Here is a 23,766-nt window from a genome sequence, read left to right on the forward strand (position 1 = left end):
GTCAGCGCCTCCGTGCCAGGCGCGGATCGAGAATATCGCGCAGACTGTCGCCCAGGAGATTGAGCGCGAGAATGGTGAACATCAGCGCCAGGCCGGGAAACAGCACGATCCACGGCGCCTGGGCGATATAGTTGCGCGCTTCAGTCAGCGCATTGCCCCAGCTGAGTTCCTTGGGACCGATGCCCACCCCGATAAAGCTCAGGCCCGCTTCGCCCAGAACGGCTGCGGAGAAGATGAAAGAGGCCTGCACCAGAATGGGGGAACTGACGGCCGGCAGGATGTAGCGGGTGAACAGGCGGAGCGTCGGCACGCCCACGGCGCGGGCCGCCTCGATCATCTGCAATTCGCGCACGACCAGTACCTGCCCGCGCACGATTCGTAGGGATGGGGCGATGAGCACGATGGAAAGCGAGGTGATCACCGTGGTCATGGACGGGCCCATGATGCCGGCCGCGGCGGTGGCCAGAACAATGCCTGGAAAGGCCATGAGGCCATCGACAAGGCGCATGAGTACCACGTCGACCTGACGATAGAAGCCGGAAATGGCGCCCAGAACGACGGCGATGGACATGGAAATCACCGTCACGACAAGGCCAACCAAGAGTGAGGTGCGGCCGCCATGCAGCACCATCTTCAACATGTCACGCCCCAGATTATCGGTGCCGAAAAGATGTTCGGCACCGGGCGGGATAAACCGATCGGCCGGGCTGACCCGCAGCGGGTTACCGGGCGCCAAGAGCGGTGCAAGCACCGCGCTGAGCGCCAGGATTGTCAGCATGATGATCGACGCCATGGCCGTGGGATTGGCCAGGAGCCGCTGCCAGACCGATCTGTTGGTGGTGACGAAGGCCTCTTCGTCACCACCGGACAGGCGGTCGGGAGATGTCGCCTGGATCAGGGTCATAGATCAGCTCTGCGGGGGCGGTGCGACATTGTAGAAGTCGCCAGAGCGCGAAGGAATGCGCGCGGGATTCCCGACACCGGTGCGAATGCCATACATGTTGGATTCGGTACCGAACTTGATGAACGGGAACTGGTCATAGGCCAGCACGTGGATCTTCTCGAAGATGGCCTTGCGGGCATCCGGATCGAGCGTCGTGGCAATGTCCTGCATCAGTGCCATTTTCTCGGGATCTTCCCAGAAGCCGGGATAGCTGGCGTTGAGATAAGCGATCGAGGTCGGATCGACATAGGTAGGCAGGAAGCTCGAGAAAGCATCCATCGCTGCTTCATCGGCCCGGGCCTGGATGTAATTGGCCATCGGCGATTCCACGATCTCGACATTGATCCCATATTCCTCGAGCATCTGCGAGGCAGTGATCGCGGTCAGGAAATGCTTCTGGTACTGCTCGGAAGCCACCAGCCAGCGGATGGGCTCGCCATCATAATCGGAGGCGGCGAGATATTCCTCGACCTTCTCGGCGTTGGGGGTTCCGAAGCCATCGGGGACGCCGGCGGTGGTGTACCAGAACGAATTGGGATCGGGGATCCAGCTCGGATCAAGCGTGTAGAATTCGGGATTGCCCACCGAAGCGAGCATGATCGGCTCCATCTCCAGTGCATAATATATGGCCCGGCGCAGGTTGACGTCGACGGCGACGCCCGACCTGGTGTTGAACACCACGGTCAGCGACTGGTTGTTCGGAACCACCACGGCTTCGGTGTTGGGGTCATTCTGCAGCGCATCGTAGAAGTCGCTCGGCAGCTCATTGGCAATGTCGATTTCGCCGGTGATCAGCGAGTCACGGCGCACCGAGGCTTCCGGCATCAGGCGGAAGATGATCTCGTCGGCATAGGCGTGCTTCATGCCCGAGGCGCTGGAGCTGGGTTCGCTGCGCGCCGCATAGTCGTCCCAACGGGTCATGGTGACACCCTGATCCGGCTGATATTCAGTCAGAACATATGGTCCAGTGCAGTCGAGGCCACGTGTGGCTTCTGTCGGCGATGCGCCCTCGAGCGAGGCTGAAGACATGACGACCGCCTGGGTCCCTGCCAGGAGGCCGGGAACGATTGGTGAAGGCGATGCCAGCTCGAACACCACGGTCTTGTCATCAGGCGCTGTGATGGCAGATACAGCACCCTTGAAGGCCGCGCCGATGCCGGCTGACTCGCGGAACCGTTCGAGCGATGCGACGACGTCTGCCGAGGTAAGCGCGGCGCCCGAATGGAACGTCAGGCCATCGCGCAGGGTCACGGTGAGGCTGGTGCCGTCTTCGCTATATTCAAAGCTGTCGGCCAGCATGGGCTGGGGCGTCCAGCTTTCATCGAGCGCGAACAGGCCCTCGCAGATGACGCCGGCGGTGGCCCAGTTGACGCCGAAGGTGGTGACCACCGGATCGGGCGAGGGCGCCATCTGGGAAATGGCGACGCGCAGGGTGCCGCCCCGCTCGAATTCCTGGGCCACTACCGGCTGGGCGACGATCAGCGCCAGTGACGATCCGGCCAGGAGGGCCCCTCGCATGCGTTTGTTCTTGGTCATTTCATTCCTCCCTTTGCCCTAGCGGGCGGTTTGCAGAACGGACGCCGCCTGGAGCGCCTCGCCCGGTTCGATCGGCACCGGGATCTCCATTCCCAGCACCAGATAGCTCAGACACTTGCCGTGGGTGTCCACGCCAAGGCTGGAATTGACGCCGCCCTCGAGGGCGTCCTCGATGACGAAATTGAGCGCGGCGAGAAGGGGCAGTTCGTAGCGGGTGACCCGGGTGACGCCGCGATGGGCAAAGAGCGCCGCGACGCGCTCGGCGGTGACTTCGGCCAGAAGCAACGGCCAGTGGCGCGGCTCATAGGCGATGACATTGACGTTGAGGCGGTTGCCCTTGTCGCCGGAGCGGCCATGGGCGATCTGGTGCAGGGTGACCGTGCGCAGGGGGGCGGTCATGGCTCGCCTCCGGCGAAGTGGAAGCCCATGTCCACGAGGTCGCGGGGCACCATGTGCGAGAGCGTCCGCACGCGGGGCCGCACGCTTTGGCGCACGCCGCCGCCGCCGGCCGGGCCGCAGCAATAGAGGGCATTGACCTCCTGCACGGCCCTTTCCACCTCGCGTTGCGACTTGCCGCCGAAGGCGAAGCGGACGCGATAGTCGCCGTCGGCGGTGTCGCCGAAATCGTCCAGCAGATCGCCGTGGTCGCTGTCGAAGGCGCTGACGCAGCCGATGATGTCGGCGCGATGGCGGACGGGCAGGTCGCGCCGGCGGACGCGTTCGCTGATGGTGGTGATGGCCAGCCGCGCCCGGGCCAGGGCGTTGGGACCGGCATAGGAAATTTCGGCCTCGCCCAGCCAGTCCCCGTAGAAGCTGACGGTGGCCTTGAGCTGGCGGGGCGCCTCGTGCCCGCGCGCGCCGGTGACCCGGACCCTATCCGGCCCGACCTGGTCGAGCGCGACACCTGTTATGTCCAGGGTCACATCCGGCGTGAGATAGGCCGCAGGGTCGTGGATTTCATAGAGCAGCTGTTCCTTGACCGTGCGCAGGTCGACAAGCCCGCCTGTGCCTTCCGCCTTGGTGATGACGAAGCTGCCATCGGCCTCGACCTCGGCGATGGGGAAGCCGATATCGGCGGTGCCCGGAACATCCTTGAAGCCGGGATCGGCAAAGAAACCACCCGATACCTGGGCGCCGCATTCGAGCAGGTGCCCGACCAGCGTCCCCGCCGCGATGCGATCCAGATCGTTCCAGGACCAGTTGAAATGGGCCACGAGCGGTCCCAGGGCCAGAGCCGGATCGGCCACGCGGCCGGTGACCACAACCTGGGCGCCGGCCTTGACTGCGTCGGCGATCGCCCGGGCGCCCAGATAGGCATTGACGGCGATGACGTCGCCATCGAGGTCGGGCAGGCGTCCATCGCCGTCCCAGCGCTCTGTCTGGCGCAGGTCCACCTTGCCCACGAGATCGTCGCCGGTGACGATGGCGATGCGCAGCGTGCCCAGACCCAGCCGTTCGGCCAGCGCCGCAATGGCGCGGGCCGCGGCCGGCGGATTGGCCTGGCCGAAATTGCCCACGATGACGATGCCGGCCGAGATGCACTGCGCCAGGATCGGTTCGAGAATGTCGGTGAGGAGAGGCTCGAAGCCGCGCCGGGGATCGTCGCGCTTGGCAATCTGGCCCAGCGCCAGGGTGCGCTCGCCCAAGGTCTCGAAGATCACCGCGCCACCCTCGCCAGCAGCTGCGATTGCAGCCACTACCGATTGCGGGGCGTCGATACGGTCACCCGAAAAGCCAGCGCCACTGCCAATACGATACACGAGGATCCTCCCTGATCGCCATTATCATCGGTATGATTATCGATAATGTCAACAATGATTGTATGGCTATGGAAAATTGGCTAGTTTGGGCGGGTGGAAAGCGTGGATTCGAGGACCGCATGCGGGTTGCCAAATCGCTGTCGGAACAGGCCAAAAGCTGGGACGGAGTATACCGCGACTTGCAGCGGCAGATCATTGCAGGGCAACTCCGACCGCGTGAGCGGCTGGTGGAGGACGAAATCATCGAGCGGACTGGTGCAACCCGTCATGCCGTCCGGCGCGCCTTTGACGAACTCGAGCGTGTAGGCCTAGTTGTACGGCAGCCCAACAAGGGCGTGCAGGTGCGCGACTATTCCATTACCGAGGTGGAAGAACTCTACGAGATCCGTGAATGCCTGGAGACCCGCGCCGCCACCCATTTCGATCGTCCTGCCGGACCAGAGCTGGTGGCGCAGCTCACCGACATCGCTACGCGCCACCGCGAAGCCTCGCGCAGCCAGCGCTATGCCGAAGTCTTTTCCCTCAACAACGATTTTCACGAAGTCCTGTACCGGGCGGCGGGCAACCAGCAGCTAGCCGACGCCATTCTGCACTATACCTTCGCCACCCATCCCATCCGCACCCGCGCCTTTCCGAGCGAGGAACTGCGTGAAATCGCTATTGGCCAGCACTTTGACATGATCGATTCCATCGCGCGCGGCGCCCCCGGCGAGCTCGCGGAGATCATCCGCCTGCATATCCAGGGACCAAAGGAATTTTACCTCAAGGCCACCTATATTCAGGGTGCCCTTTAGCTTCTAGCCGGCGGGTTGGGAGAGGAACCAGGCGACCAGTTCGGCTGAATTGCTGACCCCAACAGACCGCGCCAGACGAAGCCGATGCGCTTCGACAGTCCGGTGCGAAAGCCCCACTTCCTGGGCAATGGCGGCATTGGTCTTGCCCTGCGCCACCAGGGTCAGGATCTGCCGCTGTCGCCCCGTGAGCTTGAGCGTCGTTTCACTCACCGGCCGGCTCATCGGCTCGAAGCAATAGAGCGCTGCGGCGAAAGGGTCGCCGGCATCCTGCGACCGCCCATTGACCCGGCACCAGAATCGCCTGCCGTCGGCGGCGGCCATGATGCGCTCGTCGTAGTAGACAGCGCCGCCGGGCAGATGGTGACGCCACATTTCCCCGGTGCGCACGAAGTCGGCAATGGCAGGATAGAGCCGCGAAAAGCTGGCCTCGACCAGTTCCTCCCGCCGATAGCCGAACAGGTCCGTAAACTCGGTATTGCAGTCGCGGATAATGCGATGGGTCGCATAGACCATCGGCACCGGTATGTCGGCGAGGGCGAAGTGAAGCGCTGTAGTCATGTGGTAGAAATACGACTAACTCCCGACGCCCGACAAGCCCTAGCGTTCGCTCAACGACCCCGAATGGGAGGAGGAGCGCGGATGCGCAAGGTTCGTTCAAGCGTTGCCGAAGCGTTGGCCGGTGTGCTGGCCGACGGCATGACCATCATGTCCGGAGGCTTCGGCCTCTGCGGCATCCCCGAAGCCCTGATCGAAGGCATTGAAGCCTCGGGCGCCAGGGGGCTGACCGTCATTTCCAACAATGCCGGGGTCGATGGCATCGGCCTTGGACGCCTACTGGCGACCCGGCAGATCAGGAAGATGATCTCGTCCTATGTGGGTGAGAACAAGCTCTTCGCCGAACAGTACCTGTCGGGCGAGCTCGAGCTCGAGTTCAACCCGCAGGGGACCCTCGCCGAACGCATCCGCGCCGGGGGCGCAGGTATCCCGGCCTTTTTCACCAAGACAGGCGTGGGCACGCTGGTTGCCGAGGGCAAGGAATTGCGCCGCTTCAGCGAGGATGACTATGTCATGGAAACCGGGCTCGTCGCGGACGTCTCGATCGTCCATGCCTGGAAGGGCGATGCCGAAGGCAATCTCGTCTACCGGATGACGGCGCGGAACTTCAATCCGATGATGGCGACCGCCGGCAAGGTGACCATTGCCGAGGTGGAAGAGCTGGTCGAGACCGGCAGCTTCGACCCCGACCATATCCACACGCCGGGCATTTTCGTCGACCGCCTGGTGCATGTACCCAACCTGACAAAACATATCGAGCAGCGCACCGTGCGCCAGCGCGACGAGGAGGTGGCATAATGGCGTGGACCCGTGACCAGATGGCGGCCCGCGCCGCGCGTGAACTCGAAGACGGCTTCTACGTCAATCTGGGCATCGGCATCCCGACGCTCGTCGCCAACTTCATCCCCAAGGGCATGGATGTGCGGCTGCAGAGCGAGAACGGGATGCTGGGCATGGGCCCCTTTCCCTTTGCGGGCGAGGAGGATGCCGACCTCATCAATGCCGGCAAGCAGACCATCACCGCGCTGCCCGAAACCAGCTTCTTTTCCAGCGCCGACAGTTTCGGGATGATCCGGGGTGGTCACATCGACCTCTCCATTCTCGGGGCCATGCAGGTTTCCGAGAGCGGCGATCTGGCCAACTGGATGATCCCGGGCAAGATGGTCAAGGGCATGGGCGGCGCAATGGATCTCGTCGCGGGCGTCAAGCGCGTCGTGGTGGTCATGGAGCACGAGGCCAAGGGGCAGGCCAAGCTCCTCAAAGAGTGCACCCTGCCCCTCACCGGTCGGCGCGTGGCGGACCTCGTCATCACTGATCTCGGCGTCTTTTCCATTGCCCGCCGCGGCGAGACTGATATGCGGCTGATCGAACTGGCCGATGGCGTCAGCGTCGATGAGATCACCGCCAAGACCGAGGCGCGCTTTTCGGTCTCGCTCGCGGAGAAGGCGGCATGAGCGGCGGCGTCATTGTCGGTGCCGCCCGCACGCCGGTCGGCAGTTTTCTTGGGCCTCTGAGCAGTGTTCCAGCCCATGACCTGGGCGCCATAGCCATCACCGCAGCTTTGCAACGGGCCGGCGTCTCGCCGCACGATGTCAACGAAGTCATCCTCGGACAGGTGCTGACGGCCGGCGCCGGCCAGAACCCGGCCCGACAGGCGGCCGTCAGGGCCGGCATACCCAAATCTGCCACCGCTCTCGGCATCAACCAGGTCTGCGGCTCGGGGCTGAGGGCTGTGGCCATGGGCATGCAGCAGATCCTGTGCGGTGACGCCGATATCGTGGTGGCAGGCGGGCAGGAATCCATGTCCCTCTCCCCCCATTGCCAGCATTTGCGGGCGGGCACCAAGATGGGGCCGGTGAGCCTTGTCGATACAATGGTGACAGACGGATTGCTGGACGCCTTTGGCGGCTACCATATGGGCATCACCGCCGAGAACGTCGCGCGCCAGTTCGGCATTTCGCGCGAGCAGCAGGACGAGTTTGCGCTCGAAAGCCAGAAGAAAGCTGCCGCCGCCCAGGCCGCCGGACACTTCAAGGCGGAGATCGCGCCGGTGAGCATCGAAACCCGCAAGGGTACGACAGTCGTCGACGCCGACGATCACCTCCGCCCCGATACCAGCGCCGAGGCGCTGGGCAAGCTGCGTCCTGCCTTCGACAAGGAGGGCTCCGTGACCGCCGGCAATGCCTCGGGTCTCAATGATGGTGCGGCGGCTTTGGTGCTGATGCGGGCCGACGAGGCGGCGCGGCGCGGCCTCACCCCCTTGGCCCGCATTGCCGGCTGGGCCACGGCGGGTGTCGATCCCTCGATCATGGGCACGGGCCCCATTCCCGCCTCGCAGAAGGCGCTCGCCAGGGCGGGCTGGACCATTGCCGATCTCGATCGCGTCGAGGCCAATGAAGCCTTCGCCGCACAGGCCTGCGCGGTCAATGCCGGCATGGGCTGGAACCCCGACATCGTCAACGTCAATGGCGGCGCCATCGCCATCGGCCATCCCATCGGGGCGTCCGGCGCGCGCATTCTCGCCACCCTGTTGCACGAGCTGGCACGCAACAATCTCAGCAGAGGTCTTGCCACGCTCTGCATCGGCGGCGGCATGGGCGTGGCCATGTGCGTGGAACGATAGTGCAGCGGGGCGCAAACTCCTGCCACACGTTTCATATGTCGGGTATCGCAGAGACACAACAAAAAGCCGCCAGTCGGCTATCGGCCCCAAACCGGCAGTCATCGAAGATGTGCTTTCTTGTCCGTAACGTCTTCCTAGATGCTCATACCCCCCGTCGTCGCATAGCGGTCCTCGGCCACGCAGTCGGCGACGGTTAGGCCAGACGTGCGGCTGCACTCACGATGGCTTTCGCCGCATTCAGAATATCGCTCTCTGTGGTGGTCCGTCCTACGCTGAATCGGATCGAGGAGGCCGCCTCTTCCATGCTCAGGCCGATGGCAGTGAGAACGTGAGAAGGTTCCAGACTGCCCGAGGTGCAGGCAGACCCTGTTGATGCTGCAACTTCTGGCTGAAGCATCGCTAGAAGTTGCTCCGCGTCTGCCCCCTTTATGTTGATATTAGCGTTTCCAGGGTGCCGAAGCTTGTGATCCTTGGTCCCGTTTAACTCGAAGTCGAGCCCACCTTGTCGAAGGTAAACGAGGAACTGATCACGGATTTCGGCGACCCTGGCACGCTCTTCCATCCCACTTGACGCCACGATCTCGCAGGCGGCACCCATGCCAACACACAATGATAACGGCAAAGTTCCTGGCCTGATGCCCTGCTGCTGGCCACCACCAAACAAAATAGGCGTTATCAGCGGCTGTAGCTCTCGAGATATATAAAGTGCGCCAACACCCATTGGCCCCCCCATTTTGTGTGCCGACAGGCTGAGCATGTCGCATATGGTCGCTACACCTGAAAGATCGGTAGCGTAAGGAGCTTGAGCAGCATCGCAGTGCAAGAAGACATTACTGCGTTTTGAGGCGATGGAAACGATGTCTTGGATAATGCCGATTTCGTTGTTCACAATGCCGATGGATATCAGCGCAGTCTGAGCTGTCACCATTGACGCAATCGCGTCGGGCGAAACTTTGCCTTCCCTGTCCACCGCAACCTCGTCAACGGAAAATCCATACTCCGAAAGAGCCTCGCAGGCCGCAAGAACGCTCTTGTGCTCGATTGCGCTCCTCAGGACGCGGTCTTTCCCTCGTTTCCGCTCCTTCCGCATCCCTAATATAGCAAGGTTATTGGCTTCAGTTGCGCCGGACGTGAAGAAGATTTCATCTGGATCAGATCCGATCATCGCGGCGACTTGTTGGCGTGCTCGCTCTACTTTCGCCGCCGCCGCCCATCCGAACGAGTGTTCAATTGAGCTAGCATTGCCATAGCCCGCTTCGAGCATCGCTTCCAAGACGATCCCATGCATTGGCGTGGACGCCTGATGATCGAGGTATATGCCAGCCAAACTCACCTCCCGACCTGGACGAAGCATCCAGATGAGCGTTGACCCTAGCGGGTTGGCAATTTAGTGTCACTACAGACGTTATCCTGAGGCAGCTAAATGGTTCGTGGCCCCCTATTCGAACAGGACTACCGTCCGCAATTTTCGGGTCATGAAACCTTCCCGCTTAAGTATGGCTGGCTGAAAAAGGCAGTAGACGCAGTTAGTTCCAGCGATCCATTCGTTTCAAATCGTTCATTATTTCTTGCAGATGAGGCCATTGGAAACTTTGGCGTCGGCAAGAACATGGTCGCCGCCATTCGGTATTGGTCCGAATCGGTTGGGATGATTACGCCAGCAAATGGCGATGGGGTAATCGAGGTTACGGCGCTTGGCGAGTTGATATTCGGCAAACGCGGGTTGGATCCCTACATGGAGGTCGCCGCGACCTCTTGGCTCGCTCATTGGCGTCTTTGTGGTCGGCCCAACAGGACAACTTGGTTTTGGGTGTTCGGCTACCTGCCGGTGACTGATTTCTACAGGGAGAACATCTATTTGGGCCTTACCAGTCTCGCCAAGGACCGCAAGTGGCAGCGCATCTCGGACCCGACGGTAAAGCGCGACGTCGACTGTTTCATCCGCAGCTATGCCTCGCGGGTGGCCGCCGGCGGCGCGGTGCACGAAGACGAGCTAGAATCCCCTCTCGTTGAACTCGGACTGATCCGCGCCGTCGGCCGCAAGGACGGTTTCCGGATGGTGCGCGGCGCCAAACCGAGCCTTGGACCCGGCGTATTTCTTTATGCGCTTCTCGATTTTTGGGAGCGGTTTGCGGGTGGGAGTGCGTCCCGGAAGAATTCGCTATCCTTTGAAGCGATTGCTTATGAGCCGGGATCACCCGGCCGCGTATTCCTGCTCGATGAAACCGATCTCGCCGATCGCCTTGCGGATCTCGAGAGCTTCACCGACGGCGCCCTGATGTGGTCCGAGACTGCGGGCCTGAAGCAGGTGCTGCGCCGGCGCGACATCGACGATACCCGAGCTCTGGAATACGTGGCCCGCGATTATGCCGATGGCATAAGGCTCGCATCATGACCCTGATCGACCGCGTCGCCATCGAGCCGCGTTTCCAACGCGCCGTCCGCATCGACACCGACCTCGGCAATCCCGAGGCCCTGCGCGGCTTTGTCTGTCCGCCGTCCTCGGTGAGTATCCTGCGTTCGATGGCCGAGCACGTGTCCGATACCGGACAGGCCGCCTTTACTTGGACGGGCCCGTACGGGTCCGGCAAATCGAGCCTCGTCATTGCGTTGAGCGCCCTGATGAACGGCAACACCGCGTTGCGCGACGAGGCCGCCGGGATCATCGGCCGCGATTTCGCGACCGAGATCTGGTCGAAAATGCCGCCCATGAAGAAGGGTTGGCGCATCCTCGGCATCGTCGGCCGCAAGGACAATCCTGTTTCGATATTCGGTGAGGCGATCGAAAAGGCCGGACTGGCGACGGCGCCGGACGGCTGGACCGAAACGGCTGTGCTCGACGCGCTGACTTCCGCTGCGGCCGAAAAGTCCGACAAGCACGGTGGGCTGCTCGTTTTCGTCGACGAAATGGGCAAGATGCTCGAAGCCGCCGCGCGGGGACATGGCGACGTCTACCTCGTGCAGCAGGTCGCCGAGCTGGCGTCGCGCAGCGGCGGCCGGCTCGTATTCGTCGGTATCCTGCACCAGGCCTTCGACGAGTATGCCGCTAAGCTCTCCCGCGACCTGCGCGACGAATGGACCAAGATCCACGGGCGCTTCATCGACCTGCCGGTCAACGTCGGCAGCGAAGAGCAGATCACCATCCTCTCTCAGGCCATCAAGGGCGACCCCGAGGGCGACGCCCACCTGCCTGCGGCACATGCGGTGGCGCGCTCCATGTCTTCGGGGCGCATCGACGCATCCGATGGCCTGGCCACCCTGTTGGCGTGCTGCTGGCCCTTGCATCCGGCCACCGCCGCGCTTCTCGGCCCGATTTCGCGGCGCCGTTTCGGCCAGAACCAGCGCAGCATTTTCGGGTTTCTCAATTCGGCCGAACCGCACGGCTTCCGGGACTTCCTGCGGCAGACCGAGTCAGGCACCTTCATGCCCGACCGGTTATGGGAATATCTCAGGTTCAACCTCGAGCCCGCCATACTGTCTTCGCCGGACGGTCACCGATGGGCCGTCGCTGCGGAAGCCATAGACCGCTGCGGCGCCATGGGCGGCGACGACATGCACCTGCGCCTGCTCAAGACAGTTGCCGTCATCGATCTGTTCAAGGACCGGTCGGGCCTCGTGGCGTCGGACGATGTCATATTGTCCTGCTTCCCCGACAGGTCGGACGATGAGGTCAAGAGCGGGCTTTCGGCCCTGGCGAAATGGTCGCTGATCGTTTTCAAGAAGTTCGTGGGTTCCTATGCCGTCTATGCCGGCAGCGATTTCGACATCGAAGCGGCCATCGACGCCGAAGTGGCCGATCGTCCCGAGATCGACATGGCACTGGTCCGCTCGCTCTCCGGTCTCCAGCCCGTCCTGTGCAAGCGCCATTACCACCGCACCGGAGCGCTGCGCTGGTTCGACATGGACATCGTGCTTTCCGGCGCCGTGGAGAAGCACCTGCAGACCTACCAGCCGGCCGAGGGTACGATCGGCCAATTTGTGCTGGTGGTTCCCGACGGCGGCGAGACGATGCCGGAACTTGACCGGACACTGAAAGAAATCGCTCCGAAGCAGTCTGATTGGGACACTGTTTTCGGTATCGCCTCCAACACCGAATACATCCTCAACCTGGCCCGCGAAGTTCAGGCATTGGGCCGCGTGATGGCCCATCCCGATCTGCAGGGCGATCCCGTTGCACGGCGTGAGGTCACCGCGCGTCTGGCCGGCGCCCAAGGCATGTTCGAAGCCGAAGTCGCCCGGGCGTTCGGCGTGGTCACGTGGTACCACGGCAAGGGACCGTCCGAGAGCAAGGCACTGCGCCACGTCAGCCAGATGGCGTCCGAGTATGCCGATCGGCGGTTCCTCTATTCCCCCGTGCTCCATAGCGAGCTGCTCAACCGCATCAAGCCGTCGAGCAATGCCGTGGCAGGTCAAAACACCCTGCTCAAGGCCATGGTGACCGAGGGTCACCGCGACCGGCTGGGCATCGACGGTTTCCCGGCCGAGGGCGGGCTCTACATGTCCTTGCTGGCCAAGACCGGGCTGCACGGGCAATCAGGCGAAGAATACGCTTTCTTCGATCCGCGCGAGGGTAAGGACCCGGCACGCCTCGGCCCGCTATGGTCGGCTGCCGAGAAGCACCTGCGCAAACATGCCGATCGGTCGGTGTCGCTGGCCGAGATCTATGAGCTCTGGGGCAGAAAGCCGTTCGGGCTGAAGCGGGGTGTCATGCCGGTGCTCGTCATCGCCTTCATGATGACGATGCGGACCTCGCTGGCCTTCTATCGCGACAGCATTTTCCAGCCCGCATTGCGCGATATCGATATCGACTACTTGGTCAAGGATGCGTCCCTCCTGCAGGTCCGCTGGATGGATCTCAACGAGGATGCCAGGGAGCTGTTGTCCGGCCTCGCCGACGTCGTGCGCGATCTCGACCGGCAGAATTCGCTTGCCGATCTCGAACCCATCGACGTCGGCCGCGGCCTCGTCGCCATCTATTCGCGCCTGTCGTCATGGACCCAGCGCACCCAGCGTCTCTCTTCGAACGCCACTGCGGTCCGAGGCGTCTTCAAGAAGGCGTCGGACCCAAACAAGCTCATCTTCAACGATCTTCCTGGGCTCTTCTCGGCCGGCACCGCCGGGCATGATGCCGTGATCTCCAACGTCCGCGAGGGTCTCGAAGAGCTGGTCGCGGCCCATCCCGGCATGCTCCACCGCATGCGATCGGAGCTGCTCGCCGAGCTGCAGGTGCCTAATGCTTCGCCCAAGGCCATTGCCGACCTGCGAGCCCGGGCCGAGAACATCCGCGACCTAGCCGGCGACTTCCAGCTCGAGGCCTTCGTCGGGCGTGTTGCCACCTTCAAGGGCAGCGACGAAGATATCGAGGGTCTTGCGAGCCTGGCCGCCAATCGGCCGATGCGGGACTGGTCGGATGCCGATATCGACCGGGCTGCGATGGGTTTGGCCACGCTGGCCCAGAAGTTCAACCGGGCCGAAGCCTTCGCTCACGTCAAGGGCCGCAAGGACAAGCGCGAAGCCATTGCGTTCGTCGTGAGTGTCGGCGGCCGGCCGGAGCCGATTTTCGGCGAGTTCGACGTCAGCGAGGCGGATCGGCCGCTCGTGGACGACCTCGTGGCAAAACTCGGCACGCAATTCTCGGGCGCCGACCGCAAACACGTGCTTGCTGCCATTGCCCGGTACGGGGCGAGTATTCTCACCGCACAAAACGACGAAGACAAAAGAAAGGCGGCCGTCTGATGGCCCATCGCCATGTTCTGGGATTGTCGGGCGGCCGCGACAGCGCCGCTTTGGCCGTCTACATGCGGCACCACCACCCCGAGATCGAGGTCGAATACTTCTTCACCGACACCGGCAAGGAGCTCCCCGAGGTCTACGAGTATCTTGGCCGGCTCGAGGGTGTCCTGGGAAAGCCGATCCTTCGGCTCAACCCGGATCGCGACTTTGATTTCTGGTTGATGCAGTACAACTCGTTTCTCCCTTCCGCGCAGACTCGCTGGTGTACGCGCATGCTCAAGCTCCGGCCTTTCGAGAACTGGGTGAAGCCCATGCTCAAGGAAGGTGACGAGGTGACCTCCTATGTGGCCATCCGCTCAGACGAGGATTACCGCGAGGGCTACAGCTCGAAATCCGCAAACCTGAAGGTCCGGCTGCCGTTCCGGGAAGACGGTGTCGACAAGGCCGGTGTCATCGAGCTGCTTGACGCTTCGGGCCTGGGCCTGCCGTCCTATTACGAGTGGCGCTCGCGCAGCGGCTGCACCTTTTGCTTCTTCCAGCAGAAAATCGAATGGGTGCGCCTCATGGAGCGGCACCCTGAAGCGTTCGAAGAAGCCAAGTCGTACGAGAAGTCCGCGGTCGAGCACGGCTCCCCGTTCACTTGGAGCCAGGGAGAGTCCCTGGATCAGTTGGCAATGCCTGAACGCGTTGCGCAGATCCGGAAAGACCATGCGGTACGCCTCGAACGCGCCCGCGCCAAGATGCAGCCCAATCCGCTGCGCCCGGACGGCGAGCCGTTGGACATCGACGATTTGTACGGTCAATCCAAGATGTGTTTGACTTGCCATAAGTAACGATTGAAGGCTCGACGCCGGACTGGCGAGCGTGTCTATTGAGGCAAAGCACTGCCGTGATTGGGTAATCGCGTGTCTGGAGGGGCAATGAACAATAACGCGCTGGTCGAATTCCTGGCGGCCTATGGGCCGACCTCGGACGGCAACAACATGTACGACGAATTCGTCGTCGGCGCCGCCGCCAAGGCGGGTGTAGAACCTATCTCCATTCCCGAAACGAGGTCCGTCGAGATCGTGGATCTGCTGCGCGGCGGTCCCGGTCGATCGGTTGTGCTGACCGGGACCGCCGGCGACGGCAAGACCTACACGGCCAGGAAAGTGCTCGAGCTCATGGGCGGCGGAGCCGATGGTCTGCAGGAAGTCACGCCGTTCACTGACCCCTCTACCGGACGAAAGGTTGTCTTCGTCAAGGACCTGAGCGAGGTCGGCGCATCCGAAAAGGCCACGCTGATACCGCGCATGATCGCCTCGTTCACCGCTGCCGATCCGCAGGAACTGTTCGTCCTCTGCGTCAATGACGGCCATCTGTTGAGGTCGTGGGAGGATCATCTCGGCGGCAGTGCGGTAGGTGCTGCAGTCCTGACCTGCTTCCGCGAGTTGCTTCGGGACGACCACGAAATCCCTCCTCCCGAATATTCGTTTCGCCTCTTCAACATGTCGCGGACGTCCCACGCTTCGACCATCGACGCCATCATCGACCAGATCTGCAATCATCCGCGCTGGAACGACTGCGACGCCGGCTGCGCTTCGGGCGATGCAGGTCGCTGCCCGATCCAGATCAATCGCCGCATACTCCTGCGGGAGGGCGACGCGTCGATGCGTTCGCGTCTGCGTGCCCTGGTCGAGATCTCGGCGGCCGACGAGCGGCACCTTTCGATCCGGCAGATCATCATCCTCGTGGTCAACGCCCTGCTCGGGGACGCCAAGAACGTCTACGCCACCCCGCTTCTCAACTGTGCCCGGTCGGCACAGCGCGCCGACGAGGGCGATTACGGTTACACCAACCCCTACAGCAACGTTTTCGGCGAGAACCACCCGCCCTTCCGCCGCGCCCAGAACACGGCATTTTCCGCGTTGAACGATTTCGCGATTGGGTTCGAGACCAACAATTATTTCGACGACGTGTTGATGGATGCCCAGTTCAACGGCGTCGACCACACGCAATACGGCAGCCCCAGCTATGCGGGAAAGCGGGCCAGCTACCTCGAGAACCCCGCCGAGCATATCGGGGATCTGCGCAAGATCCTGACCGCCCAGCGCCGTCGCCTGTTCTTCGAATGGCCGGAAGCGGCGGGAGACGCGCGTGAGCAGAGCCCCTGGCAATTGTCGGTGCACAGCTACGGCGATCATTACCTCAACATCCTCGTACCCGAGGACAAGCGGGACGCCGAGAAGTTCCGCAAGACCCGGTCGCGCCTGGTTAAGGGTCTCAACCGGGCTTTGACCGGTTCGCTGACGGAAACCAGCGACCGCCTTTGGCTGACCCAACCGTCGGGCGTCTACAAGGGTGCCGACATCCCGATCCTGGTGACCGGACCGATCGGCTGGAAGGGTCAGCCCTATAGCCTTCATCTGGCGCCACCTGCCAAACCCGGGCGGCCGCCCATGCTCCAGCTGTTGGCTGCCTATCCTCCGGTCGGCGTGCTGGCGGCGCTGCCGCTCACCCCGACCCTTTTCGAATATCTCATGCGCGTCAGCGATGGTGCCCTGCCCATGAGTTTTTCGAACCAGTGCTTCCAGGACGTGCGCAACTTCCAGATCCGATGCGTCGGGCGCATCCTCGATCGCGACGGCAAGAACGGCTCCGACTTCAAGGCAGTTGACACGGAAGGCGAGAACCTGGCCGAGCGCTCCATCGGCGCCTTGGAGGACGATATCTGATGCTGGATGCGATCGAAATGCCGGCAGCGAGTGCACGCGAGCTCAAGTCCCATCTCGGTGAAGACGGGCGCGGCGCCGAGACTCTGATGTGGGTGCAGGAGCAGATCTTCGGCCACCGCTATGTGGAAGAGCAGCTGCCCTACATGCTCGTCCTCGAAGTTCTCTCGATCTGCCGGGTCCTGCAGATCGGGGATGACGGGCGGTCCTATGCGGAGACCCGTATCTTCAATCAATCCGGCCCCACCCCGCAGGACCACGAGTCGGTGGTGATCCCGATCGTCCGGTCCGTGGCGCTGCGCTACATCATCTTCAAGGACAACTCCCTGGAGCTGATCGCCAAGAACGAGCGCATCGCGCCTCAGGACCGTTTCGACAAATGGATCGAGGCGCTCAATCGCGGCTTCGCCAACGAGGTCCGCCTGGGCGGCGTCAATTTCGCCTATCTCAAGAATCGGTTCGACGACAAGTTCGAGGACGTCCGCCAGGCCGTCCGCATCATCAAGGGTCTCGAGCTCGACGTTCTGAACAACCGTCGCTACACGTCCAAGTTCCTGGCACCGCGCGGGCCCAACCTCATCCTCAACGACGTCGATCTCAAGTTCGTCGCCGACCGCTCCTTTTTCGGCCGCGGCGGAGAAATGATCTACCTGATGCTCAACCGCTCGAGCCTTGCCGGCGAAGTGGCGGCCGAGGTCTCGCGCTGCTTCCTGAGCGCGTCGGACCCGGCCGAGCGACTGGCATCCCGATTGGTGCCGGACACGGCGGATCGCACGACCGGCGGCCAGATCGGTTATCTGCCGCTCGATAACCACCCCGCCTACGACAGGCTGGCGGAAGATTGGACGGCGATCCTCGCCTTGCGCAGCCTGCCGCCGCCGCAGAAGTTCGAACCCCTGTTCCGGATGACGGCACTGAACCTGGTTTGCTACTTCGCCGACCGGGCGCGCGAGGTCAGCGGCAATGCCGTCGACCCCATTCCGCTCGACATGACCGGCGGCCGCAACGCCAACCTGCGGGACGTCTCGAAGAACTATCTCAACCGACACAGGCAGGTGATCGACGACGCCGTCGAGACTTTCATCCGCGACAGGATTGAGGGCGTGCAGGCCTGGCATTCGGCCAAGGCCCATGCCGACCCCGGTATCGGCTCGCAGATGGCCGTAGAAGCCATCGTCAAGACGTTCGAGGCCAAGCGTTGGGCCGACAAGGTAGTCCAGTCCGAAGCCGGCAGGTCGCCCGATGCCTGGCTCGACAGCTTCATCTCCGCGGCAAAGCGGCGAGACCGCAACAACATTTCCTCCATGATGAGCCCGCTCGGCCGGCACGGTGGCTTCATCGTCGCCCGTCGCAGCGCCGGCACGTGGTTTTCGGCATCCGACGAATTCCTGGAGGCGTTGGTCCTGTCCGTCGTTCGCGGGCCCATCACCGTCGGCGACTTCCTTGATCGGCTATACCGCCGGTACGGCATCGTCATCGGGCCGACCGAGCAGCGCCAGGCCTTCTCCGAGCCGCCATGCGACGTTTCGGCCTTCGAGGAAAACCTGCGGGAATTCGAAAAGCGTCTGACGGGCCTCGGCTACGTCAAGCGGTTGTCCGACGATTGTGCCTTCGTCTCCAACGTCTACTGCCTCGACGAGAACCCAGCATGAATGCGATCACCGCCAATCCCGTGCCAGCCGACCGTAATGCAGGCGAACGTGCCGATCTCATCGGCCGGGTAATCTGGGGCATGGTCCGACAGGAAGTCGACCGTAAAGCCGGTCGCACCCTGATGCTGCTTGCGGGCCTCAAGCCCGAGCACCTGGCGGCCGTTGCGAAGCACTACCCGACCATCGAAGGTAAAACCGTCGTCCTGGCGATCGCCCGCGAAGTCGACCCTGTGCTTGCCCGCACGCTCGACGCCCGCTTCCTTACGGATCGACCGGGCGTGTCATACCGCAATTCCGCCGAGGCCGATGTGGTGCTGTTCGCAGTCCCTGATGCCCAGCGCGACACCGTCGGCGCCAGCCTCAGCAACGTCACCCGTGTCGACCGCCGCTCCGTGCAGGACAAGTCGGAACTTTGGCTCGAGGCAATTCTCGATGGCGCCGGTGACGCGATCAAGGGCGACGAGCACCGCACCTGGATCTCGGCCATGCTGGAGGGCCTTGATGACGCCGATATCACTCGGGACCTCGATCAATATGCCGAGTTCGTCCGCAGTTTTATGGCGCTCAAGGAGGAGCCGCTCGACAATCGCCTGCGCAAATCCGCACCTGCGCTCAAGCTGCCCATGGCCAGTTTCGAGGCCGTACCCTCCAAGGGACAGCCACGCGCCAAACTCGTTGTCGATTTCAAGTCGATGTTCCGGAACGCCTATCGCGAGCTTTCCGACATCCCGTATCTGCTGGACGCCAAATCCACGCGCATGGCCGTCGAGCCGATCCTGCAATATCTCGACGCCCCGACTGTAGCGTTCAAGGCTGCCGAACACGACATGGCCGAAGCGATCCGCGACCTGATCGCCGATCGCAAGCATTTGCGGCACGGTGAGTGGCGACCGAGCCAAAAGCGATTCTGCGAAGTCGTGGAATGGGACGATTTCGGCAAGAGCGTATTTGCCTTCAAAGCCCGCAAGCAGACCCCGTCATTGGTTCAGCGCACGCGGCAGTTCATCGAGAACGAATACCCAAAACGCCTCGAAGAACCCGCGACCAAGGAATATCTGGAAAAGCTGGAAGCCGGTGCCAACACCTCCGAGCAGGATCAGGAATTTTTCGACACCTGGCAGGATCAGATCCGGACGGTAAAAGACAAGAAGCTCTATGAGAGCTGGCGCCGGCATCTGTTTACCGACGAGGTGAAGGAAACCGATCTTCTCTCGCTGATCGTCAAAGGCGTGAGGTCCCTGTTGATCAAGAACGCCGAAGATGACGTCATCGCTTCGGACGCCGAGATCACCGTCAAAGTGAAAAACGGCGAGAAGACGTCGGCCTGGGCCGACCTCAACCCGCGCCTGGTCAAGCTGCTTCGTCTCGAGGGTCGTCTTGTCGAGGAAGTCCTGGCGCCGCATGTCAGGTTCGACTTCGGCAAGTGGCTTACTGCCAAGGGGGAGGCCCGCACACAGTCGGCCGGCGCCAACCAGATCGAGTTCGAGCTGAGCCTGAAGATCGGCGGAGAGCCGGCCAAGGCGCAGGTGCGCCTGTTCTGGCATCCCGGCGTATCGAGCATCGCTCTCGCCTGGCCTGAAGACATCGAGGCATTTGGTAGGGCGGCCAACGAAGGTGCGGTGCGCGTCGTCGGTCACACCTTCGAATTGAAGCAAGGTGCCGCTGTTGGGGGTATTCCGGCATCTCTGAGCGATACCGCCAGCTTCGTCGACATCTCGGGCGGCGAAGCCGGTTCCACCGCCAATCCGGCCGATCATGCCTTCGAGAAGGATTTCTTCGCCACGATCCCCGCCAGTCTTGACCAGGCGGTGGCGAGCCGCACGATCGAGCCGGAATCTCGCGATGCGATTGCCTTTGCAGTCAGGGCCTTTGGCGCCGCATTCGGTGCAGCCGTGACGGCCATCGCCAACGACCCCGGGTCCGTCTATTCTGGAAATCTGATCGAGGATCAGGCCAACGCCTTTGGCGAGATGTGTCGCATTGCGCGTGAACACCTGGGCAGCCGGACGACGGTGCGAGAGACGCTGCTGCGGCCTATCGTCGAATTCGGCCTGCTTCCCGCCTCGAACGAGCAGGCGGTGATCATCCCGGCCTGGCACCCCTTGCGTCTGCTGGAGCGGAAGGCCAAGGCGCTGGACCTGGCCGAATTCATTACCCTGGCGATCGGCTCCGAAACGACGTCGGTCGACGGTCTCGAGCGCGCAACCGACGTGCAGCGGTCGATTTTTGCCGAATGGTTCTTCCCCAAGATCGTCTCGTTCGATCTCAAGCCGTACGGCACGGTCCAGGACTGCGCCGGCTACAGCCTCGCCGTGCCTGTCGACTCTCGCGTGTCCGGTGAGCAGAAACTCGAAGCTACCGCCGACATCGCATGCCGCGAATTCATGCTGGCATCGGACAAGTTCATTGAGCTCAATCCCCACGAGGAAGGCAACTTCTCGGCGGCCCTCTACAACGCCGATGCCGTCAGCCTTGCCGGGTTGGTGGCCAAGGAACTCGAGAAGCGCATGAGCAAGAAGGGCCACCTGCGGGCCAGCCTGCTCATCACCCACGACAGCTCCGCGCGCTTGCGTGAGGTCTACATCAAACAGAACGCCCGTCTGAGCGGCGAAAACCTCGACGAGGTAACCGAGGGTTTCCTATCCCGACTGCGGGTCGGTGTCGGTCGCGGCGACAACGTAAACCCGGGTCGTCGGTCCAATATCGACGTCGTCTTCCTGCATGACGCCTTCTACAAGCATGCGCGCATGGCCTGGGAGTTCGTCGACGGGGTCTCCGAAGATCTCGCGACCGATGTCGACTTCCGCAACGCGTCGCTGCCGCGCCGGCGCACGGACTCCGATACGGCCGGCAACATCGCTACCAACGCCATCGAAATCTTCATGACGGCCTCACGGCCGCCGCGAGCTGTCGCCCAGTTCACTGACCTCTGCTACGTCGCTGCCGAAGAGGCCAGAGTCCTGCCTCCGGCACGACGGGCGGTGCCGCTCCAGCGCGTCAACTGGACGGACCAGGACGTCAGTACCACGATCCGGAAGGCTCACGAGCTGGGAGAGTGGGTCGTCAGTGTCGACACGATGTCCAGCAGGCAAATGTTGGCGGCCAACGGCATCAAGGTGATCCGCGACATCCAGTTGCCCGACATCGACATGCGCGTTTTGGTGTCGTCCCGGGAGCCAAGCCAAAACCTGCTGCGCCACCTGCAGGACGACTTCTCGACGATGCAGGACAGCTATCTGGGATCGAACGCCGTCGCGCTTGCGCAACTGGTGGTCAACAAGGTGGTCGAGGTGTGCGGTCAGAAGATCTTGTCGTCGGCCCGCTCCCGATCCGCTGCGCGCGAAATCGTCGGCCTGGCCGCCGCCACCGCGATCGTTGATCGCGAGAAGTCGGTCTTGGGCAAGAAGCCGATCTGGTTTTCGCTCGACGACAATCGGGCCTTCTTCAACCACAAGGGCAAGCTCGCCGATACTCTGGCGCTGACGATCCGCAGAGAGGGAGAGAAGTTCGTCATCTCGATGACAGTGGTCGAGGCGAAATGCGTGAGCGGCGCGTCCGAACTCATCGAAGCCAAATCGAGCCGCGAACAGGTCGTCTCCACCTTGGGCACGATCGAGACCCATTTCGTGACCCAGGCCGATCTGATGGCAAAGCGGGCCTGGGGCCGGCAGCTGCTGTATCTGATGTCCCTGCGGCCCGATTACATCCAGTTCTTCAAGGACAACCGGGAGCTCGAAGAGTTTCGCCAGGCCGTTGCGGACGGTGACGTTGAATACGAGGCCGAGGGTCGCTCGGTCGTGGTCGTCCATGACGATGTCTCGTCGGCTTCGCTTTCGGTCATCGCGGCCGAAAAGAACGACGCCGTGTGGCAGTACACCGTCCGTCAGCGGTCGTTGTCGACACTGCTGCAGGCGCTGGCGGACCCGACGGGTACCGCGCCCCTGGATCTGCCGCGGCCTCACGTGAAGGAAGCCGCGTTCCTGCCGGATCGCATTGAGGTCGAGGGCGTCGACACCGCTGTCGATCTGCAGACGAATACGGGCACCCCGCCCCACGCTGATGCCCCGTCGGTTGAAACGGCGTTGCTTGGTTCCGTGGCCGACGCCCTTTCCATCATCGCCGGCGGACCGGTTTCGGAACCTGCACCCGCACCGCCGGCCCCGGGTATCTTCTCGCACAATCCAGGCCTGCCTTCCGGGCTCGAGACTGTCTTGCGTGAGGTGGCCGAGAGCAAGGGGGCCGGTGAGGTCATGGAAGCCGAGGAGCGCTTCGCGGCCGACACCGCGCGCAATCTTCAAGCTGCACTGACCGAATTCAACATGGTCGCACAACTGGCCGAGCCGCGGACGATTTCGACGCCGAACGGCGTGCTCGTGAACTTCGTCGGGCATTCAACCCTGACGGTGCCCAAGCTGAACGGCAAGCTGACGGAGTTGCGCACGACGTTCGGTATGGACGTCACCGACATCCGCGCCGGCCTCGGCAAGATTTCCTTGTTCGTCGCCGCCCAGGACCGTCGTGTCGTTGACTTGGCGCGCGTCTGGCTGGAAACGAAATGGCCCGATAGCGCGCCGGACAGCATCTCCAATTTCCTGCTCGGGCTGCGCGAGGATACCGGTGAGCCGTTGTGGCTGAACCTGCGCGGCAATTATGGTCGCAACAGCGAGCATGGCCCGCACACCCTGATTGCCGGCGAGACCGGGTCGGGCAAGGGCGTTCTGATGCAGAGCCTGCTGCTGCAGATGATCGCACTCAATTCACCCGACAATCTCAAGATCTATCTGATCGACCCCAAAATGGGTGTCGACTTCCCATGGATCGAAGACGCGCCCCATATGGCCCGGGACATCATTACCGATCAGGAAGAGGCCAAAATGGTCCTCGAGTCCGTGGTCATTGAGATGGACAGGCGGTACGAGCTCATCAAGGAGAAGCGGGTCCCCAAGATCTCTGAGTACAACCGCCTGGTGCCGAAAGCCGAGCAGCTGCCATACATCTTCGTCATCCATGACGAGATGGCCGACTGGATGGCGAGCTCGGACGAGTATCGCAAGGTCATCCAGCAGAAGGTCACTCGGCTGGCCGCGAAGGCGCGGGCATGCGGCATCCATGTCATTATGATCACCCAGCGCGCAGCCCAGGAAGCCATACCGCCGGGCATCCGCGACAACCTCAACAATCGCCTGGTGCTCAAAGTGGCCGGCGAGGCCGGGTCGGTGCTGGCATTGGGGGTCAAAGGCGCCGAGCGTCTCCTCGGGAAGGGTCACCTGGCGGCGCGCCTAGGCGGAGACAAGCCAGCAGGCGAGGAATACTTCGTGGCGCAGGTGCCGTTCGCTTCCACGGAGGAGTTACAGCGCTACGCCAATGCGATCTTGTTGAGGCCCTAGGCGGAAAACAGCGAACAGGTGATCAGCATCAAGCATGCACATGAAGCACCTGACGGTTTGCGTCGATCCTGA

General features: G+C 62.6%; 16 protein-coding genes. 10 read left to right on the plus strand and 6 right to left on the minus strand.

The window, feature by feature from the left end:
• Position 1: 1 nt before the first annotated feature.
• Genes FF80_RS12395 through FF80_RS12410 form a run of 4 tightly spaced genes read right to left on the minus strand, consistent with a single transcriptional unit; the run spans position 2 to position 4,239 of the window.
• Positions 2-904, minus strand: coding sequence for an ABC transporter permease (locus FF80_RS12395; protein ID WP_052153485.1), 903 nt, complete (start codon positions 902-904; stop codon positions 2-4).
• A 3-nt stretch (positions 905-907) separates the two neighbouring features.
• Complete coding sequence (locus FF80_RS12400; RefSeq protein WP_035100830.1) at positions 908-2,479, minus strand: ABC transporter substrate-binding protein; 1,572 nt, start codon at positions 2,477-2,479, stop codon at positions 908-910.
• A gap of 18 nt (positions 2,480-2,497) precedes the next feature.
• Positions 2,498-2,878: a hypothetical protein gene (locus FF80_RS12405; RefSeq protein ID WP_052153486.1), complete on the minus strand. Its 381-nt coding sequence runs from the start codon at positions 2,876-2,878 to the stop codon at positions 2,498-2,500.
• A complete protein-coding gene (locus FF80_RS12410; RefSeq protein WP_035100832.1) occupies positions 2,875-4,239 on the minus strand; it encodes an acyclic terpene utilization AtuA family protein in 1,365 nt (454 codons plus the stop codon). Before FF80_RS12410 ends, FF80_RS12405 begins: the two co-directional genes overlap by 4 nt.
• Positions 4,240-4,358: 119 nt before the next feature.
• Here FF80_RS12410 and FF80_RS12415 point away from each other — a divergent pair, with 119 nt between their 5' ends.
• Positions 4,359-5,033: a GntR family transcriptional regulator gene (locus FF80_RS12415; RefSeq protein ID WP_160172833.1), complete on the plus strand. Its 675-nt coding sequence runs from the start codon at positions 4,359-4,361 to the stop codon at positions 5,031-5,033.
• A gap of 3 nt (positions 5,034-5,036) precedes the next feature.
• Here the strand turns inward: FF80_RS12415 and FF80_RS12420 are convergent, their stop codons facing one another.
• Complete coding sequence (locus tag FF80_RS12420; protein WP_035100834.1) at positions 5,037-5,591, minus strand: LuxR C-terminal-related transcriptional regulator; 555 nt, start codon at positions 5,589-5,591, stop codon at positions 5,037-5,039.
• A gap of 81 nt (positions 5,592-5,672) precedes the next feature.
• Here FF80_RS12420 and FF80_RS12425 point away from each other — a divergent pair, with 81 nt between their 5' ends.
• Genes FF80_RS12425 through FF80_RS12435 form a run of 3 tightly spaced genes read left to right on the plus strand, consistent with a single transcriptional unit; the run spans position 5,673 to position 8,211 of the window.
• Positions 5,673-6,386 (plus strand): CoA transferase subunit A, encoded by a 714-nt coding sequence (locus tag FF80_RS12425; RefSeq protein WP_035100838.1) that lies wholly within the window; start codon positions 5,673-5,675, stop codon positions 6,384-6,386.
• Positions 6,386-7,042 carry a 3-oxoacid CoA-transferase subunit B gene (locus FF80_RS12430; RefSeq protein ID WP_035100841.1) on the plus strand — a complete coding sequence of 219 codons (657 nt, stop codon included), beginning with the start codon at positions 6,386-6,388 and terminating at the stop codon, positions 7,040-7,042. Before FF80_RS12425 ends, FF80_RS12430 begins: the two co-directional genes overlap by 1 nt.
• On the plus strand, positions 7,039-8,211 hold the full coding sequence (locus FF80_RS12435; protein WP_035100844.1) for an acetyl-CoA C-acetyltransferase: 1,173 nt from the start codon (positions 7,039-7,041) through the stop codon (positions 8,209-8,211). The genes FF80_RS12430 and FF80_RS12435 overlap by 4 nt, the downstream gene beginning before the upstream one ends.
• A gap of 193 nt (positions 8,212-8,404) precedes the next feature.
• On the opposite strand, the gene FF80_RS12440 is transcribed toward FF80_RS12435, so the two are convergent.
• Positions 8,405-9,538, minus strand: a complete 1,134-nt coding sequence (locus FF80_RS12440; RefSeq protein ID WP_200877199.1) for a cysteine desulfurase family protein — start codon at positions 9,536-9,538, stop codon at positions 8,405-8,407.
• A 96-nt stretch (positions 9,539-9,634) separates the two neighbouring features.
• On the opposite strand from FF80_RS12440, the gene FF80_RS12445 reads away from it, so the two are divergent.
• From FF80_RS12445 to FF80_RS12470, 6 genes are all read left to right on the plus strand, one after another.
• Positions 9,635-10,606 (plus strand): DUF4007 family protein, encoded by a 972-nt coding sequence (locus FF80_RS12445; RefSeq protein WP_035100850.1) that lies wholly within the window; start codon positions 9,635-9,637, stop codon positions 10,604-10,606.
• Positions 10,603-13,947: an ATP-binding protein gene (locus FF80_RS12450; protein ID WP_035100854.1), complete on the plus strand. Its 3,345-nt coding sequence runs from the start codon at positions 10,603-10,605 to the stop codon at positions 13,945-13,947. Before FF80_RS12445 ends, FF80_RS12450 begins: the two co-directional genes overlap by 4 nt.
• Positions 13,947-14,777: a phosphoadenosine phosphosulfate reductase family protein gene (locus tag FF80_RS12455; RefSeq protein ID WP_035100856.1), complete on the plus strand. Its 831-nt coding sequence runs from the start codon at positions 13,947-13,949 to the stop codon at positions 14,775-14,777. The genes FF80_RS12450 and FF80_RS12455 overlap by 1 nt, the downstream gene beginning before the upstream one ends.
• Before the next feature lie 87 nt (positions 14,778-14,864).
• Positions 14,865-16,658: a hypothetical protein gene (locus FF80_RS12460; RefSeq protein ID WP_035100858.1), complete on the plus strand. Its 1,794-nt coding sequence runs from the start codon at positions 14,865-14,867 to the stop codon at positions 16,656-16,658.
• Positions 16,658-18,307, plus strand: a complete 1,650-nt coding sequence (locus FF80_RS21920) for a hypothetical protein (RefSeq protein WP_035100860.1) — start codon at positions 16,658-16,660, stop codon at positions 18,305-18,307. The genes FF80_RS12460 and FF80_RS21920 overlap by 1 nt, the downstream gene beginning before the upstream one ends.
• A complete protein-coding gene (locus tag FF80_RS12470; protein ID WP_035100863.1) occupies positions 18,304-23,694 on the plus strand; it encodes an FtsK/SpoIIIE domain-containing protein in 5,391 nt (1,796 codons plus the stop codon). Before FF80_RS21920 ends, FF80_RS12470 begins: the two co-directional genes overlap by 4 nt.
• The last annotated feature ends 72 nt before the right edge of the window (positions 23,695-23,766 follow it).

The organism is Devosia sp. LC5 (genome assembly GCF_000735585.1).
Classification (GTDB): Bacteria; Pseudomonadota; Alphaproteobacteria; order Rhizobiales; family Devosiaceae; genus Devosia.

What these genes read in the sequence shown, in the direction of transcription:
- FF80_RS12395 (WP_052153485.1), bottom strand. Translation starts at nt 904, where the DNA reads ATGACCCTGATCCAGGCGACATCTCCCGACCGCCTGTCCGGTGGTGAC.
- FF80_RS12400 (WP_035100830.1), bottom strand. Translation starts at nt 2,479, where the DNA reads ATGACCAAGAACAAACGCATGCGAGGGGCCCTCCTGGCCGGATCGTCA.
- FF80_RS12405 (WP_052153486.1), bottom strand. Translation starts at nt 2,878, where the DNA reads ATGACCGCCCCCCTGCGCACGGTCACCCTGCACCAGATCGCCCATGGC.
- FF80_RS12415 (WP_160172833.1), top strand. Translation starts at nt 4,359, where the DNA reads ATGCGGGTTGCCAAATCGCTGTCGGAACAGGCCAAAAGCTGGGACGGA.
- FF80_RS12420 (WP_035100834.1), bottom strand. Translation starts at nt 5,591, where the DNA reads ATGACTACAGCGCTTCACTTCGCCCTCGCCGACATACCGGTGCCGATG.
- FF80_RS12425 (WP_035100838.1), top strand. Translation starts at nt 5,673, where the DNA reads ATGCGCAAGGTTCGTTCAAGCGTTGCCGAAGCGTTGGCCGGTGTGCTG.
- FF80_RS12430 (WP_035100841.1), top strand. Translation starts at nt 6,386, where the DNA reads ATGGCGTGGACCCGTGACCAGATGGCGGCCCGCGCCGCGCGTGAACTC.
- FF80_RS12435 (WP_035100844.1), top strand. Translation starts at nt 7,039, where the DNA reads ATGAGCGGCGGCGTCATTGTCGGTGCCGCCCGCACGCCGGTCGGCAGT.
- FF80_RS12445 (WP_035100850.1), top strand. Translation starts at nt 9,635, where the DNA reads ATGGTTCGTGGCCCCCTATTCGAACAGGACTACCGTCCGCAATTTTCG.
- FF80_RS12450 (WP_035100854.1), top strand. Translation starts at nt 10,603, where the DNA reads ATGACCCTGATCGACCGCGTCGCCATCGAGCCGCGTTTCCAACGCGCC.
- FF80_RS12455 (WP_035100856.1), top strand. Translation starts at nt 13,947, where the DNA reads ATGGCCCATCGCCATGTTCTGGGATTGTCGGGCGGCCGCGACAGCGCC.
- FF80_RS12460 (WP_035100858.1), top strand. Translation starts at nt 14,865, where the DNA reads ATGAACAATAACGCGCTGGTCGAATTCCTGGCGGCCTATGGGCCGACC.
- FF80_RS21920 (WP_035100860.1), top strand. Translation starts at nt 16,658, where the DNA reads ATGCTGGATGCGATCGAAATGCCGGCAGCGAGTGCACGCGAGCTCAAG.
- FF80_RS12470 (WP_035100863.1), top strand. Translation starts at nt 18,304, where the DNA reads ATGAATGCGATCACCGCCAATCCCGTGCCAGCCGACCGTAATGCAGGC.